We start from the raw sequence: 15,902 nt of genomic DNA, 5'->3' as shown, positions 1-15,902 counted from the left end.
TATGAAGTGTGATGTTATTGTAACATATTGTTGGAATCGAGTTGGATATAATATTATTCGTAGCCTTTATGAAAAAGGCTTAAAGGTTGTAGTAGGAGACACATCATCATATAATATTTGCAGTGTCTCTAAATTTAGTGTTGGCAAATTTATCTATAGAGATTTCAAGACTGATGAGCAAGGTTTTATTGAGGATTTGAAGAAAGCTATCAAAGATTTCTCTCCCAAAGTCCTTATGCCCACGCATGATGAAGCCTTAATTATTGCAAAACACATAGATGAGCTTCCTAAGGATGTTATATATACAATGGAATCTTTTGAGAAACAAGTTCTGTTGTCTGATAAGCATCAAGCAACTATTTTATCTGATTCTGTCGGTGTACCAGTACCCCGTTTTATAGACGATATTAAGCAAGCTACATACCCAATAGTAATTAAAACAAAATTTGGGAACTCCGCAAAAGGGGTTTTCTTTCCTAAAAAATATGATGAAGCAAAGAATATTTTACTTCAATATGATACAAAAGAGATTTTAATAGAAGAGTTCTTTGCAGGTATAGACTATAGTGTAGACTGTATTAGGTATGATGGCTTCTTCCAAGCATGTACATATAGATCTTTAGTAACAAAGACAGATGGTGGAGGAACAACAACACAAAGAATTTTGGTTGAAATGCCAGAAATAGAAAGATATTCTAAGCTAATTTTAGATAAAGTTGACTATAAAGGAGTTTGTGGTATAGACTTTAAGGTTAATGAAAACACGAAGGAGGCTGTGTTTATTGAGGTTAATGCTCGATTTACTGGCGGTTTAGCAACACCAATTGCTGGTGGTTTCGATATACCTTATATTGTATATTCTCTTTTCACTTCTGGGAAGTATGAGCATAAGATTCAACCACGTATGGGGACAAAGACTAAGTGGATTCTTGGTGATATAATTACTCTTGTGGGTAAAATTCTTCGTTGCTCACTGACAATGAAAGAGTTTAATCAGATTATGAGTTGGGACTTTGATGCTTTTGATGATTATAGAAAAGAAGATAAGAAAGCTATTTTGGGTGAGTTCCTCTATTATTTTGTAAAGTTGGTAAAGAATAGAAATTTGAATCCGTAAATTAATATTATGTTTTTAAAATGGTTATTTGATAAACTTGCATCTTTGTTTGGATTGCTATTCCTTAGTCCAGTATTATTGGTTGTAGCAATTCTAATCAAGGTAAAGATGCTTGGTCCTATTTTGTTTTGTCAGAAGCGAGTGGGACAGTATGGTAAACTGTTTACTGTATATAAGTTTAGATCGATGACTGTCAAGGCTGAGGCTTCTGTGGCAAGTCGGGATTCAGAAGCAACTTCTATTGCTTCAACTGAACAGTGTCGTATCACACCACTTGGTGAGAAACTCAGACGTTATAAGTTGGACGAACTACCAGAACTCTGGAATGTCCTTAAGGGTGATATGAGTTTTGTTGGACCACGCCCAGACGTTCCTGGTTATGCTGATCAGTTGCAAGGCGAGGAAAGAGATATTCTTAAGTTGAAACCAGGCATTACAGGCCCGGCAAGTTTGAAGTATAGAAATGAGGAGGAACTCTTAGCTTCTGTAGAGAATCCTGCTCAATATAATGATGAGGTGATTTTCCCTGATAAAGTTAAGTTAAACCTCTATTATTTAAAGAACTATTCATTTATAAAAGATATTCAAATGATTATCTGTACGGTTCTGGGTAAGAAGATGGACTATGCAGGTGAAAAAATATAGTTAGTAAAATGGAAAGAAACCGTGTTTTACTTTGTCTCGCTCACATGAGTGGTAACGAGATGAAATACATCCAAGAGGCGTTCGACACCAATTGGGTTGTACCATTGGGACCAAATGTCAATGGCTTTGAAGATGACTTGAGACGTTTCTCTGTGTCTGTAAGTCCTTCAGACGAAAGAGGAAACTTCCTTGCAAAGGAGGCGTATCCACAAACGATTATGCCACATGAGGATAATCCTGATAATCTGTGGAAGGAGTCTTTGCCAGGGTTAGAAGATAAGCGTGTCGTGGCACTCTGTTCTGGTACATCTGCTGTACATCTTTCTTTGGTGGCTTTAGACGTGAAAGCAGGTGATGAGGTAATCTGTCAGAGCTTCACCTTCTGTGCGAGTTCGCACCCTGTAACTTATCAGGGAGCTACACCTGTCTTTGTTGATTCAGAACGGGAAACATGGAATATGGATCCTGTGTTGTTGGAGGAAGCTATCAAGGACAGAATTGCCAAGACGGGTAAGAAGCCAAAGGCTATCATCGTAGTTTATCTCTATGGTATGCCTGCAAAGATAAAGGAAATCCTTGCAGTGGCAGACAAGTATGATATTCCTGTGGTTGAGGATGCAGCCGAGGGCTTAGGCTCAAGATATGCAGGTCAGGTTTGCGGTACGTTTGGTGCGTATGGTGTTCTGTCATTCAATGGTAACAAGATGATTACCACTTCTGGTGGTGGTGCACTTGTCTGCCCTGACGAGGCTGCCCGCAACAATGTGATGTTCTATGCCACACAGGCACGTGAGGGTTATCCTTACTATCAGCATGAGAAGATTGGCTATAACTATCGCATGAGCAATGTCTGTGCAGGTATCGGTCGTGGACAGATGACCGTTCTCGATGAGCATATCGCCCATCACCGTCATATTGCCCACTTGTATGAAGAGGCTTTCAGCAAGATAGAGGGTATTACTTTCCATGCCAATCCTTCACCGGAGTATGATTCCAACTTCTGGCTGAACACAATGGTTATAGACCCTTCTGTCAAGGTAAAAGGACAGGAGAACGCCTACAAGACTACAGTGCAGGGTGCTGTAGGTGGTGCTGCTGGTGTTATCCATTCTGTAGACGATGCACATACTGATTGCGAGCCGAATGCCAATGTTGAGGCTATGCGCGTATTCCTTGACAAGGCTAACATAGAGTGTCGTCCTCTCTGGAAACCAATGCACAAGCAGCCTTGCTATAAGGATTGTCCATCATATGTCAATGGTGTCAGTGAGAGTCTCTTTAAGGTTGGCATGTGCCTGCCAAGTGGTCCACTGGTAACAGATGATGATGTGAAGTATATTGTAGAAAAGATAAAAGAGGCAATGGAATAAAGAACATCTTTTTTGAACTCATATTAAGGGCTGACGTCGTAGATCTTATTGTCTTCGGTGCCAGCCCTTTCTGTGTTTCCTCATAGATACTAGATTATGGCGATATCTTGTCAGCGAAGTTCTTGTGTCCGGACATAGAATCCGTTGTGATATATGCTGATAATGCCCAAGTAAAGTTCTTATTACACGTTGTCTGTAAACAGAATAAACCGTCAGATACGCTTCTGCCGTAAATAGGTTGTTTAAAAGTATATGGCGCAAAAGTACGAAAAAAAACTGAACGAACGAAGAAAATACCTAAAAAGTAGTATTTATTTTTGGAGATTGATTTTCTCTTTCTTGCTGATAATATCTTTTACAAGAACAGGGATGACTGGTTTCGATAACATTGTAGAAGTCAATGACTTGATAATTGTCGATATACTTTTTAATTGCGTCGTCGCATTGTAGCCTTCTGTCGTGTTGTATGTTTTTTTCTGCAAAGAGTCTTGGGGTGAAACAGCCTCATATTCTGTCCGACAGGCAGCTGCCATCCGTACGATCTGTGCAAGTCGTCCCTGCACTTCTTTTTCTTTTTTATACTGCTGATACAACCTTTCGGCATTCATGTATTGGTCGTATGCCTTTTTCCATTCCTGCATGAACATAAAGCACAGTCCCAACCGGTAGCAGACATCACCTTTCTCTCGCTCGTAGCATAAGGGCAGCGTCATATCATAATAGGGGACGGCTTTTCCATACCGTCTCATATTGAAGAAACTCTCTGCAGCAGTGTAGTAATAGACAGAACGCTCGTGCGGAGCAAAAGTGTTCAGTCCAGGAATAGCCTCTTCCAGGTATCTGGCAGCATTGTCATAATCCCACTCGTGATAGTAGCACAGTCCTATGTAAGCTTTGAACCGGTCGTTAAGCCTGTATGTTCTGTCCAGGTGTTGAAAAATCAGCAATGCCTCGTGATACTTTGCAGAAGCAAAGTACTCCAGGGCCTTTCCAAGTTCCTCTGCGTCCTTGCTCTTCTGTGCAGCGACAGGCATACAGGTATTCAACAGGAGCAGAAGCAGGATGGCTATTTCTTTTCTGATGTTTCCAGCCATATTATTCCTTTTACGATTTTCCCATCATATTGTACAAGATCAATATCAATCAATACCTTTCCCTGCTGATGATTCTCATGTGAATCTCCCATTTTCCGTTCTATCTCCTTCAGCTGCTGTTTTACTTTTTCGGGCGGAAGGTCGGTCTCGAATGTCCCTGTACAGTTCAGGAACTTGTCCGACTCTATTCCAATCGGTTCCGTCCACCGTGTTTCCGAGAAGCTGATGTCCTTATAACATTGTCTCAACAGTATCTGTGCCGCAGATACGTTCTCCTCCTGATGAGTATTGGAGCCGAGTGTGATAATTATCTTCATAGAGAATGCAAAGTTAAGCATAAGTTTTGGTTTGTTTGTGAGAATTTAAGATAATTAGTTTCGGATTGTGTAATAAAACGTGTACTTTTGCATTCATATAATCCAAAAGAACTTTTTTATGAAACGGTATATCTTCATTTCTCTCACATTCATCTCTGTACTGTCAGCCACTGCGGGCGGTCCAATCAGATGGAATCAGGTTTATCAGGCTTATATCGACCAGTACAAGGACATGGCCATCGAGGGGATGCTGAAGTATGGTGTACCGGCCAGCATCACCCTGGCGCAAGGTCTGCTGGAGAGTGGGGCAGGGCGAGGCACACTCGTTCTTCAAGGCAACAACCACTTCGGTATCAAGTGCCATGGCTGGACAGGACGTACCATCAGCCATGATGACGACGAACTCGGCGAGTGTTTCCGCGCATACGACAGTGCTCTGGAGAGCTTTGAGGACCACTGCAAATTCCTTCGTGACCGCCCGCGTTATCGAAGCCTGTTCAGTCTGGACAGAACCGATTATCGTGGCTGGGCATACGGACTGAAGCGTGCGGGCTATGCTACGAATCCGACTTACGCGCAGAATCTGATAAACATCATTGAACTATATAAACTATACGAGTACGACAAGGCAAAGCACTATGACCGCTTCATGGTCCACCACAGCGGGGAAGATGCAGTCGTCCGTGTTGCAGATGGAAAACTCCCGACACCTGTCCAGGCATTAGGCGCTCATGCAATTCATCAATATAACGAAAATTATTATATTGTCGTGAGACAGGGAGACACCTTTAAGTCCTTAAGTAAGGAGTTGGACATCAGTACACACAAGCTCGCAAGGTACAACGAGCGTAAGAAGAAGGACCCCCTTGTACCCGGTGAATACATCTGGCTGAAGAAGAAGCGGAGCAAGGTACCGAAGAATTTCAAGCGGCATCCCTATTATGTGAGAAAGTCTGAAAGTTTGTATGACATAGCACAGAAGTATGGCATACGTCTGAAGAGTCTTGTCAAGAAGAACGAGAAAATTGCCGAGCGTGGACTCCGCATGGGGGATGAAGTACGCTTATACTGATTGTCTCAAGGTTCAAAAAGAGCTGAATATAAACTGATCTTCTAAACAGAAGAAAAACGAAGGCGGGCACATCACAATAGCGTGATATGTCCGCCTTCTGCATTCGCAGGCCTATTTAGAAGTCTGTTAGACACTTGTCAAGTGTCTCTGTAATTTCTTTTTTGTCGAGATTCTGCCCTATGAACACCAGTTTCTGCATACGGTCTCCGTATGGTTCTTCCCAGTCCTTCTTCACCTTGGGGTTCTTCTCAAGAAATTCTCGCAGCTGGAACTGCGGCATAGTGGCATACCACTGACCGGCATTGCGGAGGCTCACCTGCTTTCCGGCCTGTTCGAAGACGTAGCAGACCTCCTTTTCGTTGGCAAAGTAGCAAAGCCCCTTACAGCGAATAATCTGCTTTGGCCACTTCCGTGCCACAAAGTCGTCGAAGAAGTTGATGTCAAACGGTTTCCGGGCATAATATACGAAAGTCTCGATGTTGTATTCAAGTGCCTCTCCGCTCTCTTCATTCTCCAGACCATGGTGATGGTGGTGTCCTTGATGATGTTCGTCTTCTCCATGCTCGTGGTGATGCTCGTATTCGTCTTCTTCATGCCCTTCAATCTCTGCAATCCATGAAGCTGATGTTGCCACCTCGTCGAAATTAAAGGCCTTGGTATTGATGATCTGGTCAAGATCGACATCGCCATAATTGCACTCGATAATCTCAGCCTTCGGCTGAAGCGAGCGGATGATGCTCTTGACCAGTCCTAATTCTTCTTTGCTGACATCATCAACCTTATTGAGCAGGATGATATTGCAGAACTCTATCTGCTGAATAAGCAGGTTCTCGAGATCGTCTTCCTGGAGGTCCTTCTTCAACAGGTCATTTCCAGCTGAGAACTCGTCACACATACGGCGTGCATCCACAACCGTTACGATAGAGTCGAGTACAGCCTTCCCGTTCTTCGCCAGATTCGGATACATCTGCGGGTAAGCACAGATGGTTTGTGCAATCGGTGCAGGTTCGCAGATACCACTTGCCTCAATGACAATATAGTCGAACTTTCCCTGAGATACTATCTCGTTCAACTGCTGTACCAGATCCATTTTCAATGTACAGCAGATACAGCCGTTCTGGAGAGCGACGAGAGAGTCGCCCTTCTGGTCGACTACGCCGCCGGCTTCGATGAGGTTGGCATCAATGTTGACCTCTCCGATATCGTTTACAATGACTGCAAACTTGATTCCTTTTCTGTTGGCAAGAATCCTGTTTACCAGTGTTGTCTTGCCGCTGCCTAAATAGCCTGTGAGCAGCAGGACCGGTGTCTCTTTTATCTTCATTTCCTTCTTTTTGTTTTATAGGATGGTTTTGTTTTACAAAGTTACAAAAAATATGCCATGTAACGAAAGTCCTGGGGAAAACACGTTCAGGAACGATGGAAAAATAAAAAGAGCTGCATTCGTATGATTGCAACTCTTCTGTGGGTAGTGATGGATTCGAACCACCGAAGCTAGAAGCAGCAGATTTACAGTCTGCCCCATTTGGCCACTCTGGAAACTACCCGGTTGGGTGGGCGTTGACGGATTCGAACCGCCGACCCTCTGCTTGTAAGGCAGATGCTCTAAACCAGCTGAGCTAAACGCCCTCACTTTTCGTAAGCGGTTGCAAAAGTAGTTATTTTATTTTGACTGTGCAAGTTTTAGCATTTTTTTTTGCAAGATTTGTCTTTGTCTGTGTGGTCTGTGGTATTGTCTGTAGTCTATAGACAATGTGAAGTCTCGGACCAGTAGATAATGGGGATTTGCACCCACACTACACACTGATTCTTTACTGTCAGTGTGTCGAGGGTAAACACCATTGGTGCTGAGGGTGTACACCTATGGTGTCAAGGCTCAGTACGGATCACGCTAAGTATTAATCGGACAGAAGTAGTTTGTTATTCGGATAGAAGTAGTTTGTTTGCAGGAAGTAAGCTTTTTGAATAAACATCTGCCCCCCGATAAAGAGTCTGCCACGGAAGAATATACTTTAGGATCAAACACAGTCTGACATTCATCCACAGCAGATGTGCCTGTGATCGGTCTGCTGTGAAATTATTTTCCTGTCACTGCCGTCACTCTTTAAATACATATAACACACTAATAGACAATGTGTTAGTGAAGAATGTTAAAAGTGACAGCAAATGAGAAATAAACTTTTGCAGTAAACAGTCGGTAATTCTGTCCTCATTGTCAACATCCTTCCACTTTAAACTTTAGAGGATTTTTTATAAGTAGAATGAGTCTACCCCCACGAAAGATCTACTGTCCCGAAGTCTCCCCAAGGGAGGTATAATGTCTAATCTAAAACAGGAACTGATACTCTCGTTCTGCCTGATAAACAGCTTGTCTTCCAGACAGATGAGAGCACCTGTTCATACTGTATGTTTGTCTTCGGAATGTCTGACACCTCCAGGTGCAATTGCACGGCAACTTTTTTCAACTGTTAACGAAGTTAAGGACGAAAAGTACAGCCAGGACGCAGAGTGTCCAGTTGAGGTCGTTCCATCTCCGTGTACACAGTTTCATAATTACGAAAGAGAGAATACCCAGACAGATTCCGTCTGCAATGGAATAGCAGAGTACCATCGTAATCATGGTGATAAAGGCCGGGAAAGATTCGGTGATGTCCTGCAGGTCGATCTTTTTCACCGAATCGATCATCAGTACGCCCACCATGACCAGTGCTCCGCTGGTGGCAGCACTCGGAATCAGCAGGAAGATCGGAGAAAGGAACAAGGCAATGAGGAAAAAAAGTCCTACGGTGAAAGAGGTTACTCCAGAGCGGCCGCCCTCTGCAATGCCGCTGGCACTCTCAACGTATGTCGTCAGCGTCGAGCTGCCCAGCATTGCACCGCACGTCGTTCCGATCGCATCGCTCATCATGGCTTCCTTCACATGCGGGATGTTCCCGTCCTGTTCGACAATTCCGGTTTTGTCAGCTAAGCCCATCAGCGTCCCAATGGTATCGAAGATGTTGATCAGGAGCAGAGAGAAGACAACCAGTACCGTCTTGAGCGTCAACAGACCTGTAAAGTCGAATTTGCAGAAGACCGGGCTGATGTCTTGAGGCATAGAGACCGGCAACCAGCTGTCCGGGATTACTGTCACTCCCATTGGTATGCCGATGACAGTGGTAATGATGATGCTCAGGAACAGCGAGCCCTTGACATTCTTCGCCATGAAAACGCCACTGAGCAGAATGGCAACAATACCAAGTATGCAGGTAGGGGTGAAGGCACCCAACCCGACGAATGTCGCTTCCTTTGCAACAATGATACCGGCATTCTTCAGACCGATGAATGCAATGAACATACCGATACCCGCCGATATGGCGTAGCGGAGATTGGTAGGGATGGAATTGAGAATCATCTCACGTACATTGAAGAAGGTGATGATGATGAACACGACACCCTCTATGAGCATGATGGCGAGGGAATGCTGCCAGGAGTAGCCCATCGTCTGGCAGAGTGTGTAGGCAAAGAAGGCGTTAAGCCCCATGGAAGGAGCCTGTGCGAAAGGCAGCTTCGCCATAAAGGCCAGCAGCAGCGTGGCAATGGCTGCGGCAAGTGCCGTACCGGTGAAGAGTGCGCCCTTGTCCATTCCCGTAGACGACAGGATGTCTGGATTGACGGCCAGGATATAGCTCATCGTCAGGAAAGTAGTTGCTCCGGCAATAAGTTCAGTCCGGAGCTTCATGGACTTCGGATTGAATCCGAGTGCTTTTTCTAAGAAAGTCATCATTTTCAGAGTTTGAATATGCTTTGGTTTATATTGAAGTTTCCTTTATCCAGGAATCGAGAATCATCCGCGCAATCGACAGACGTTCGGGGATATTCGGTAGGTTGTCCTTGGTGAACCATGCCCCCTTTGACAATTCACTTTGCTGAAGATGGAGGTCACCACCATCATAATCGGCATTGAACCCCACCATCAGGCCGCAGGGATAGGGCCAGGGCTGCGACCCGAAGTAGCGCAGGTTTCCAATCTGGATGCCGGTTTCCTCGGCTACCTCACGGTGTACAGCCTCCTCCAGGGTCTCACCTGTCTCGACAAAACCCGCTACAAGACCATAGAAGTCGGACTTGAAATTGCGGGCATGAACCAGCAGGACTTCATCGCCACGGTGTACGAGGACAATGATGGCCGTTGCCAGCTGCGGCCACACCTCTTTTCCGCAATTGGTACAACGCTTGGAAATGTCGGTGTGCATCTTCATCGGGGCACCGCATACACCACAGAACTTCGTATTGCCGTCCCAGTAAAGCAGTTCATGGCATTTTCCGGCCTTCAGGTAGAACTCCGTGGAAAGCAGATAGAATGACGGACGCAAGCCACACATCTCGTATTGCGGGTTGCCCGTTACGGGCTGTTCAACCATAAAAGCTCTCACCTCGATCCCATTTTCCATAGGCGTAACGTTCAGGACGTGCGTCCACGGATGCAGGGGTATCGGTGCTTCGTCGGAAAGCGGGATGGTGTAGTTGTCACCCACTTTCTCCAGCATGACATCTGTCTTGCAGAAGACAAACCAGTATTTTTTCATCTGTATGTCTGTTTATCGGTGGAAGTTCATGAAATTCCAAAAAATCTGCACAGGATTCTATTTGTGTAGACACCGTGCCACAAAAAGCCTGCCTTTCGGAGAAGTGAAACATCTGTCATCAGAGTCTTCCACACTGTATTGTCCATTTTTGGCAGCCGTGTGCCAATCTTTTGGCGACAGACTGCCAAAAATGCCCAACGGCATATGAACCGTCTTGCAATTCCTTTCAGACCGCGCTATGGAATACTTTTCTGACCGCGTCGCATTGAGGATTCGCCGGATCATCGGATTTATGTACGAAAGAAGCAGGGACCGCAGGACTTCGTGTCGGTTATTCCCCGAAAAGGAGTCTGCGGTCGCGTGCAGCAGCCGGTACAGTCCATGCTTCCGGCACGAACTTCCAATTGTGATGCGGCTGCGGCCGCATCACGCCGGCTTTTCTGATTTCTTCCATGAGATAAAACCGCTGGTCCTTAGGGCTCTCCCATATAATGCGACTTTGCAGAGAGTCGTGCGGAATGCCCGCACCTCTGGTCAGCAACTCTCCGCCGCCATTGGCACGATAGCTGTTCACTGCCACTGTGTACCATTTGTTCTCATCAAACGGCTGTCCGTTGCTCATACTGAGGATATGTACTTTCTCACCGTCAGGCTTTGTTACGTCTACTTCGTAGTCGATACCCGCAGCAGAATCAAAGTTGAACGAGAAGTTCTTGAAGCCCAGCCGCTGTGCATCGTTCTGTGTATCGGAAAGAAGAAGCAGGTGGTCGTCTGGAGACTTCATCGTATTGCACCAGAGGTCGTAACTCATCTCAAGGTGTCTGCGGATTTCCTGACCGGTAAGGCGCATCGTGCAAAGATTGTTCTCGTATTTGTATAGATTGAACATATCAGCTACGGTAACAGGGCCTGCCTGAATGGAAGAGTTGAACTGCAAAGGTGCGTTGAATGCAATGTCGGCCTTGGTGATTTTCAGTTCAAGGTCGAGTATGAGGTCGTTGAAAGCGGAGTTGCCGAAGAAGCAGTCCTTCGTATAGATGGTATTTTCGAATCTTCCGATTACCTGTCCGCTCCATCTCTTTACGGAGTCTATCTCCGGCTGGAAGTGGCGGATGAAAGCCTCATCGGCCTTCAGCTCCCTGACATCGACGAGCTCTCCTGTAGCGTTCGTCAGTGTGTATCGCCGCTTTCCTTTTACGGTCTTCGGCCTGAGCGTCAGCGTCGCCAGGGCTATGCGCTGTGCGTTGTTGGCAGGGTCGAGGCAGATGACCTCTCTGCCGGCAGCGTTTTTCTCAACGGAATTATGCGGGGTATGATCATGGCCGAAGAAGACGACATCGAACCCCGGCACCTCCTGTGCCACTTTCTTCGAAGCATCTTCGTCGTAAGCAGGTGTCTTGATCCCGCCGTCCCATCCGGAATGGAACAAGCCTACGACAACATCGGGGTTTTCCTTGGTTTTCACCTCAGCCATCGTCCTTCTTGCACATGATACCATTTCCTCAAAGCGCATACCGCTCCAGATCTTTTCCTTCAGCCAGTTGGGGATGGCCGGAGTAAGCATGCCGATGACACACACCTTGATTCCGTTGCCTTTCTTGATTGTATAATAGGGAAGAAGATAGGGTTTCCCGGTTGCCGTGCTGATGATGTTGGCACCGAGGATAGGGAAGTCCAGCTCCTTGAACCATTTGTCGTAGACGGCATGCCCAGTCTCGATGTCATGATTCCCGACAGTCGCCACATCATATCCCATGTAATTCAGGATACTGGCTGCTATGTTTGTCTTTTCAGGTGTCACATAGTTATAGTAGTAGGAGATGGGCTGTCCCTGAAGGATATCCCCATTGTCGAGCAGGTAGACGTTTTCCTTTCCGTTTTCCCGACGCAGCTTTTCAACCAACGTGCAGACCCTCGCCATGGAACCGCTCCTCGGCTTCCGACTGATAAAGTCGTAGGGGAAGAACGAGCCGTGGACATCCGAAGTTTCTATAAGTTTGATTGTAATGTCTTTCTGCTGTGCCATTGTGGAAGAACTGAGTCCTAACATGATGGTGAGTGCTATTGTAGAGAGTTTCATAATTTGATGTTTATTTCCCTTGCAAAAGTACGAAATAAAACGGAAACAGACGAAGCTACATAGTCTTGTTTTTCATGTGCCATAGAGACGGCTTCAGACAAGATGGAATACATTTTCCTGTGCGGGGAATATTGGAGGAACACGGAAGAAACCCACGTACATAGGTGCAGGCCATGTCCTGAAGATCCATCAAAGACGATTTCTCAAGACAGACCTGTCAGTGCGCGCCTTCCTCTTCCGTGTTGTTCCCGGTCAAACAATGCCCTGTGCCATCATAGCCTTGGCGACCTTGATGAATCCTGCGACATTGGCACCTTTCACATAATTGATGTAGCCGTCGGCTTCAGTACCATATTTTACGCAGTTGGCATGTATATCATCCATAATCTGGTGCAGTTTGCGATCCACTTCTTCGCAGCTCCATTTCAGCCTTTCAGAATTCTGAGTCATCTCAAGGCCGGATACAGCCACGCCTCCGGCATTGCTTGCCTTTCCCGGACAGTAGAGCACCTTTGCTTCCTGAAATATCTTTACGGCTTCAGGGGTTGAAGGCATATTCGCTCCTTCCGAAACAGCAATGACACCGTTACGGACAAGTGCGGCGGCAGCTTCTCCGTTTATCTCGTTCTGTGTAGCACAAGGAGTGGCTATATCTGCCTTCTCAAACCAGGGCTTTGCACCGGCAACGTACTTGACATCATACTTTTCTGCATATTCGCGTATACGCCCGCGGTCAACGTTCTTCAGTTCCATGATAAAGGCGAGTTTCTCCTCGTCTATTCCATCCGGATCATAGATGTATCCGTCTGAATCGGAACAAGTAACCGGTTTTGCCCCCAGCTGCAGCAGCTTCTCCATCGTGTATTGGGCCACATTGCCGGAACCGGACACGAGTACCGTCTTTCCCTTAAGGTCAACAGACCTGGTCCTGAGCATATTCTGCAGGAAATACACATTGCCGTATCCGGTCGCTTCAGGACGGATGAGGGATCCGCCGAATGTCTGTCCCTTCCCCGTCAATATGCCGGTAAACTGGTGCGTCAGCTTCTTGTATTGGCCGAACATATAGCCTACCTCACGTCCTCCCACACCGATGTCGCCGGCCGGAACATCGCAGTCAGGACCGATATAATGCCATAGCTCGCTCATGAAAGCCTGACAGAACCGCATGACCTCGGCATTCGACCTGCCACGGGGGGAGAAGTCGGAACCACCTTTTGCACCGCCCATCGGAAGTGTCGTAAGCGAGTTCTTGAAAGTCTGCTCAAAGGCAAGAAACTTCAGGATGGATTCGTTGACGGATGAGTGGAAACGGAGACCGCCCTTGTAAGGCCCGATGGCATTGTTATGCTGGATACGATACCCCATATTGGTCTGCACATTTCCCTTGTCATCTGTCCAGTTTACCCGGAACTTGATAATCCTGTCAGGTACGCAGAGACGTTCGATAAGATTGGCCCGGTCGAATGACGGGTGTCTGTTGTATTCATCCTCTATGGTGGCCAGTACCTGTGACACTGCCTGAATGTACTCCGGTTCGTATGGGAACCGATGTTCTAGCTTTTCTACGACTTCTGTTGCTTTCATACTTAACTATATGTTATTGGATGCTCTCTCCTAAATCCTGAAACGACAACGATGTTGTCAAATCTGCCTTCTACATTGCAAAGGTAATACAATTTGTTCAAATCAACGACATTTTGATACAAAACGTATTGATTTATTAAAAAATAGTCATATCCAAGATTCGAAAGGAATGATTTTCTGCTCTTCACCTTATTATATATAGTCACACACTGATGGGTTGCATTGGCAGGGGAACCGTGTTCTGACGATACAAAAAGCCCGCAACCAGATTTTCCTGGTTACGGGCATTGTACAATAATATTGTCTCCGTACTTATTTCCTGCCAAGTCCACGAAGCCACTTCAAAGGTTTTTTGATGAGTGACTTCAGTCCTGAATCCCCCTTGGAAATTGCTGGGAAGTCTTCCCGAATGTCATACTTCGTACTTCTCCTGACCGCCTTTTCCTCCGGTACACGCTGTCGGTTATTACGCTTCTTGCGCTTTCCGTTCTGTTTCCGGGCCTGCTGGCTGGTAGAATTTCCGGCGGCATTCTTGCTGCTGGCCGGTTTCCTGTCACTGCGGTTTTCATTGGCGGCTTTGGGCTGGCGTTCTTGACTCCTGCCTTTTCCCTGCCGGTTGTTCTTCTTATTACCACCTTTCTCCTCGGCTGCTGCTGGACGGTTCTCCTGTTTCTTCTGCGGAGCAGCGTTCTCCCGGCTGTTCGTCTTACGTTCCAACCCGACAGCACTGTTTTCGTCGGCAGTGCTCTGGTTCTGTACTGCAGGACGCCGGTTGCGCTGTCTGTTCCCGCCTTGCTTCTTGTCCTTATGGCTCTGCTGGTCACGGTCTTTCCTACGACGGGTCTTGGCGTTTCCCCCTCTCTTGGGCTTTCCGTTGCTCTTGTATTCAGGTCCTTCGCCCAGTTCCTCTGGAAGCGGAATCTTTTCCACCTCTTTATCCAGGAACGATTCAATCTGCTTGAAATAGTAGATGTCATCAACATTCACGAATGTGATTGCCTTTCCGTCACGGTCGGCACGGGCCGTACGCCCGATGCGGTGAACATAATCCTCGGCATCATGTGGTACGTCGTAGTTGATGACCATGGCAATGTCATCAATATCGATTCCACGTGCCACAATATCTGTGGCTACAAGTACATCGATCTGTCCACTCTTGAACTTGAACATAACATCATTACGCTGTTCCTGATCCAGATCGGAGTGCATTTCTCCGCAGTTGATGTGCTTGCGGCCTAACGATGCCGCAATCTGTTTTACCTTCTGCTTTGATCCAGAGAAGATGATGACACGCTTGAGGTCGCCTGCCTTGAAAATGTCCTTGATGATTCCCATCTTCTGTGTCTCGTAGCATACGTATGCCATCTGATGGATTTTCTCTGCCGGTTTGCTGACTGCCAGCTTGATTTCAACAGGATTCTTCAGCAGTGTTTTGGCAAGTTCCTCTATCTTTTTCGGCATGGTAGCCGAGAACATGATCGTCTGGCAGGATGCCGGCAGCTTCTTGGCAATGGTCATGATATCCTCGGAAAATCCCATGTCAAGCATACGGTCAGCCTCGTCAAGGATGAAGAAGCTCACCTTGGAGAGATCGACATTGCCAAGAGAGATATGGGAAATGAAACGTCCCGGCGTTGCGATGACGACATCGGCTCCGAGCGACAGGCTCTTCAGCTCCTGGTCGTAGCGGTTGCCGTCGTTGCCGCCATAGACAGCAACGCATGACACACCGTCAAGATAGTAGGCGAAACCCTGCATGGCCTGGTCGATCTGCTGTGCCAGCTCACGGGTCGGCGACATGATTACGCAGTTGATGGCTGACTCCGGATAACCTCCGTCTGCCAGTTTGGAAAGAACTGGAAGAAGATAGGCCGCCGTCTTGCCCGTTCCTGTCTGGGCAACGCCCAACACATCATTTCCTTTCAGAATCTCCGGAATGCACTTCTCCTGAACCGGAGTGCATTCGTCAAAACGCATATCATAAAGTGCGTCGAGTACGTTATCGTTTAAATCTAAATCTTCAAAATACATATTCTACTGTTTTTCCCTTCT

At 46.5% G+C, this 15,902-nt stretch carries 12 protein-coding genes and 2 tRNA genes; 4 read left to right on the top strand and 10 right to left on the bottom strand.

Annotated features, from left to right (window positions below; translation table 11 throughout):
- Nucleotide 1: 1 nt before the first annotated feature.
- The 3 genes from DYH27_RS03485 to DYH27_RS03475 are packed head-to-tail and all read left to right on the top strand — an operon-like array spanning nucleotide 2 to nucleotide 3,132.
- The gene (locus DYH27_RS03485) at nucleotides 2–1,117 is read left to right on the top strand and encodes an ATP-grasp domain-containing protein (RefSeq protein WP_004351802.1); all 1,116 of its coding nucleotides are present in this window, start codon (nucleotides 2–4) and stop codon (nucleotides 1,115–1,117) included.
- 9 nt (nucleotides 1,118–1,126) lie between these two features.
- Nucleotides 1,127–1,762 (top strand): sugar transferase, encoded by a 636-nt coding sequence (locus DYH27_RS03480; RefSeq protein ID WP_004351799.1) that lies wholly within the window; start codon nucleotides 1,127–1,129, stop codon nucleotides 1,760–1,762.
- 8 nt (nucleotides 1,763–1,770) lie between these two features.
- Nucleotides 1,771–3,132: a DegT/DnrJ/EryC1/StrS family aminotransferase gene (locus tag DYH27_RS03475; protein WP_004351804.1), complete on the top strand. Its 1,362-nt coding sequence runs from the start codon at nucleotides 1,771–1,773 to the stop codon at nucleotides 3,130–3,132.
- A gap of 311 nt (nucleotides 3,133–3,443) precedes the next feature.
- On the opposite strand, the gene DYH27_RS03470 is transcribed toward DYH27_RS03475, so the two are convergent.
- Both DYH27_RS03470 and DYH27_RS03465 read right to left on the bottom strand, forming a co-directional pair.
- Nucleotides 3,444–4,226 (bottom strand): tetratricopeptide repeat protein, encoded by a 783-nt coding sequence (locus DYH27_RS03470; protein WP_025068018.1) that lies wholly within the window; start codon nucleotides 4,224–4,226, stop codon nucleotides 3,444–3,446.
- Nucleotides 4,199–4,543, bottom strand: a complete 345-nt coding sequence (locus DYH27_RS03465) for a 2-amino-4-hydroxy-6-hydroxymethyldihydropteridine diphosphokinase (protein WP_025068019.1) — start codon at nucleotides 4,541–4,543, stop codon at nucleotides 4,199–4,201. Before DYH27_RS03465 ends, DYH27_RS03470 begins: the two co-directional genes overlap by 28 nt.
- A gap of 118 nt (nucleotides 4,544–4,661) precedes the next feature.
- Between DYH27_RS03465 and DYH27_RS03460 the strand changes: the two genes are divergently transcribed.
- Nucleotides 4,662–5,615: a glucosaminidase domain-containing protein gene (locus DYH27_RS03460; RefSeq protein WP_025068020.1), complete on the top strand. Its 954-nt coding sequence runs from the start codon at nucleotides 4,662–4,664 to the stop codon at nucleotides 5,613–5,615.
- Between the two features lie 115 nt (nucleotides 5,616–5,730).
- Here the strand turns inward: DYH27_RS03460 and DYH27_RS03455 are convergent, their stop codons facing one another.
- The 8 genes from DYH27_RS03455 to DYH27_RS03420 all read right to left on the bottom strand — a co-directional run bounded on the left by DYH27_RS03455 (nucleotide 5,731) and on the right by DYH27_RS03420 (nucleotide 15,881).
- Nucleotides 5,731–6,939: a CobW family GTP-binding protein gene (locus tag DYH27_RS03455; RefSeq protein WP_025068021.1), complete on the bottom strand. Its 1,209-nt coding sequence runs from the start codon at nucleotides 6,937–6,939 to the stop codon at nucleotides 5,731–5,733.
- Between the two features lie 141 nt (nucleotides 6,940–7,080).
- Nucleotides 7,081–7,162, bottom strand: a tRNA-Tyr gene (locus DYH27_RS03450).
- 7 nt (nucleotides 7,163–7,169) lie between these two features.
- Nucleotides 7,170–7,244: transfer RNA gene (locus DYH27_RS03445), tRNA-Val, on the bottom strand.
- A gap of 832 nt (nucleotides 7,245–8,076) precedes the next feature.
- On the bottom strand, nucleotides 8,077–9,378 hold the full coding sequence (locus DYH27_RS03440; RefSeq protein WP_025068022.1) for an NCS2 family permease: 1,302 nt from the start codon (nucleotides 9,376–9,378) through the stop codon (nucleotides 8,077–8,079).
- 28 nt (nucleotides 9,379–9,406) lie between these two features.
- On the bottom strand, nucleotides 9,407–10,183 hold the full coding sequence (nudC, locus tag DYH27_RS03435; protein ID WP_025068023.1) for an NAD(+) diphosphatase: 777 nt from the start codon (nucleotides 10,181–10,183) through the stop codon (nucleotides 9,407–9,409).
- 331 nt (nucleotides 10,184–10,514) lie between these two features.
- The gene (locus DYH27_RS03430; RefSeq protein WP_025068024.1) at nucleotides 10,515–12,263 is read right to left on the bottom strand and encodes a bifunctional metallophosphatase/5'-nucleotidase; all 1,749 of its coding nucleotides are present in this window, start codon (nucleotides 12,261–12,263) and stop codon (nucleotides 10,515–10,517) included.
- 252 nt (nucleotides 12,264–12,515) lie between these two features.
- Nucleotides 12,516–13,850 carry an NADP-specific glutamate dehydrogenase gene (locus DYH27_RS03425; protein WP_013671392.1) on the bottom strand — a complete coding sequence of 445 codons (1,335 nt, stop codon included), beginning with the start codon at nucleotides 13,848–13,850 and terminating at the stop codon, nucleotides 12,516–12,518.
- 312 nt (nucleotides 13,851–14,162) lie between these two features.
- On the bottom strand, nucleotides 14,163–15,881 hold the full coding sequence (locus tag DYH27_RS03420) for a DEAD/DEAH box helicase (protein ID WP_025068025.1): 1,719 nt from the start codon (nucleotides 15,879–15,881) through the stop codon (nucleotides 14,163–14,165).
- Nucleotides 15,882–15,902 lie beyond the last annotated feature (21 nt).

Source organism: Prevotella denticola (genome assembly GCF_900454835.1).
Lineage (GTDB): Bacteria > Bacteroidota > Bacteroidia > Bacteroidales > Bacteroidaceae > Prevotella > Prevotella denticola.
Note: the sequence above shows the minus strand (reverse complement) of the source record. Positions and strands in the feature narration are given on the sequence as shown.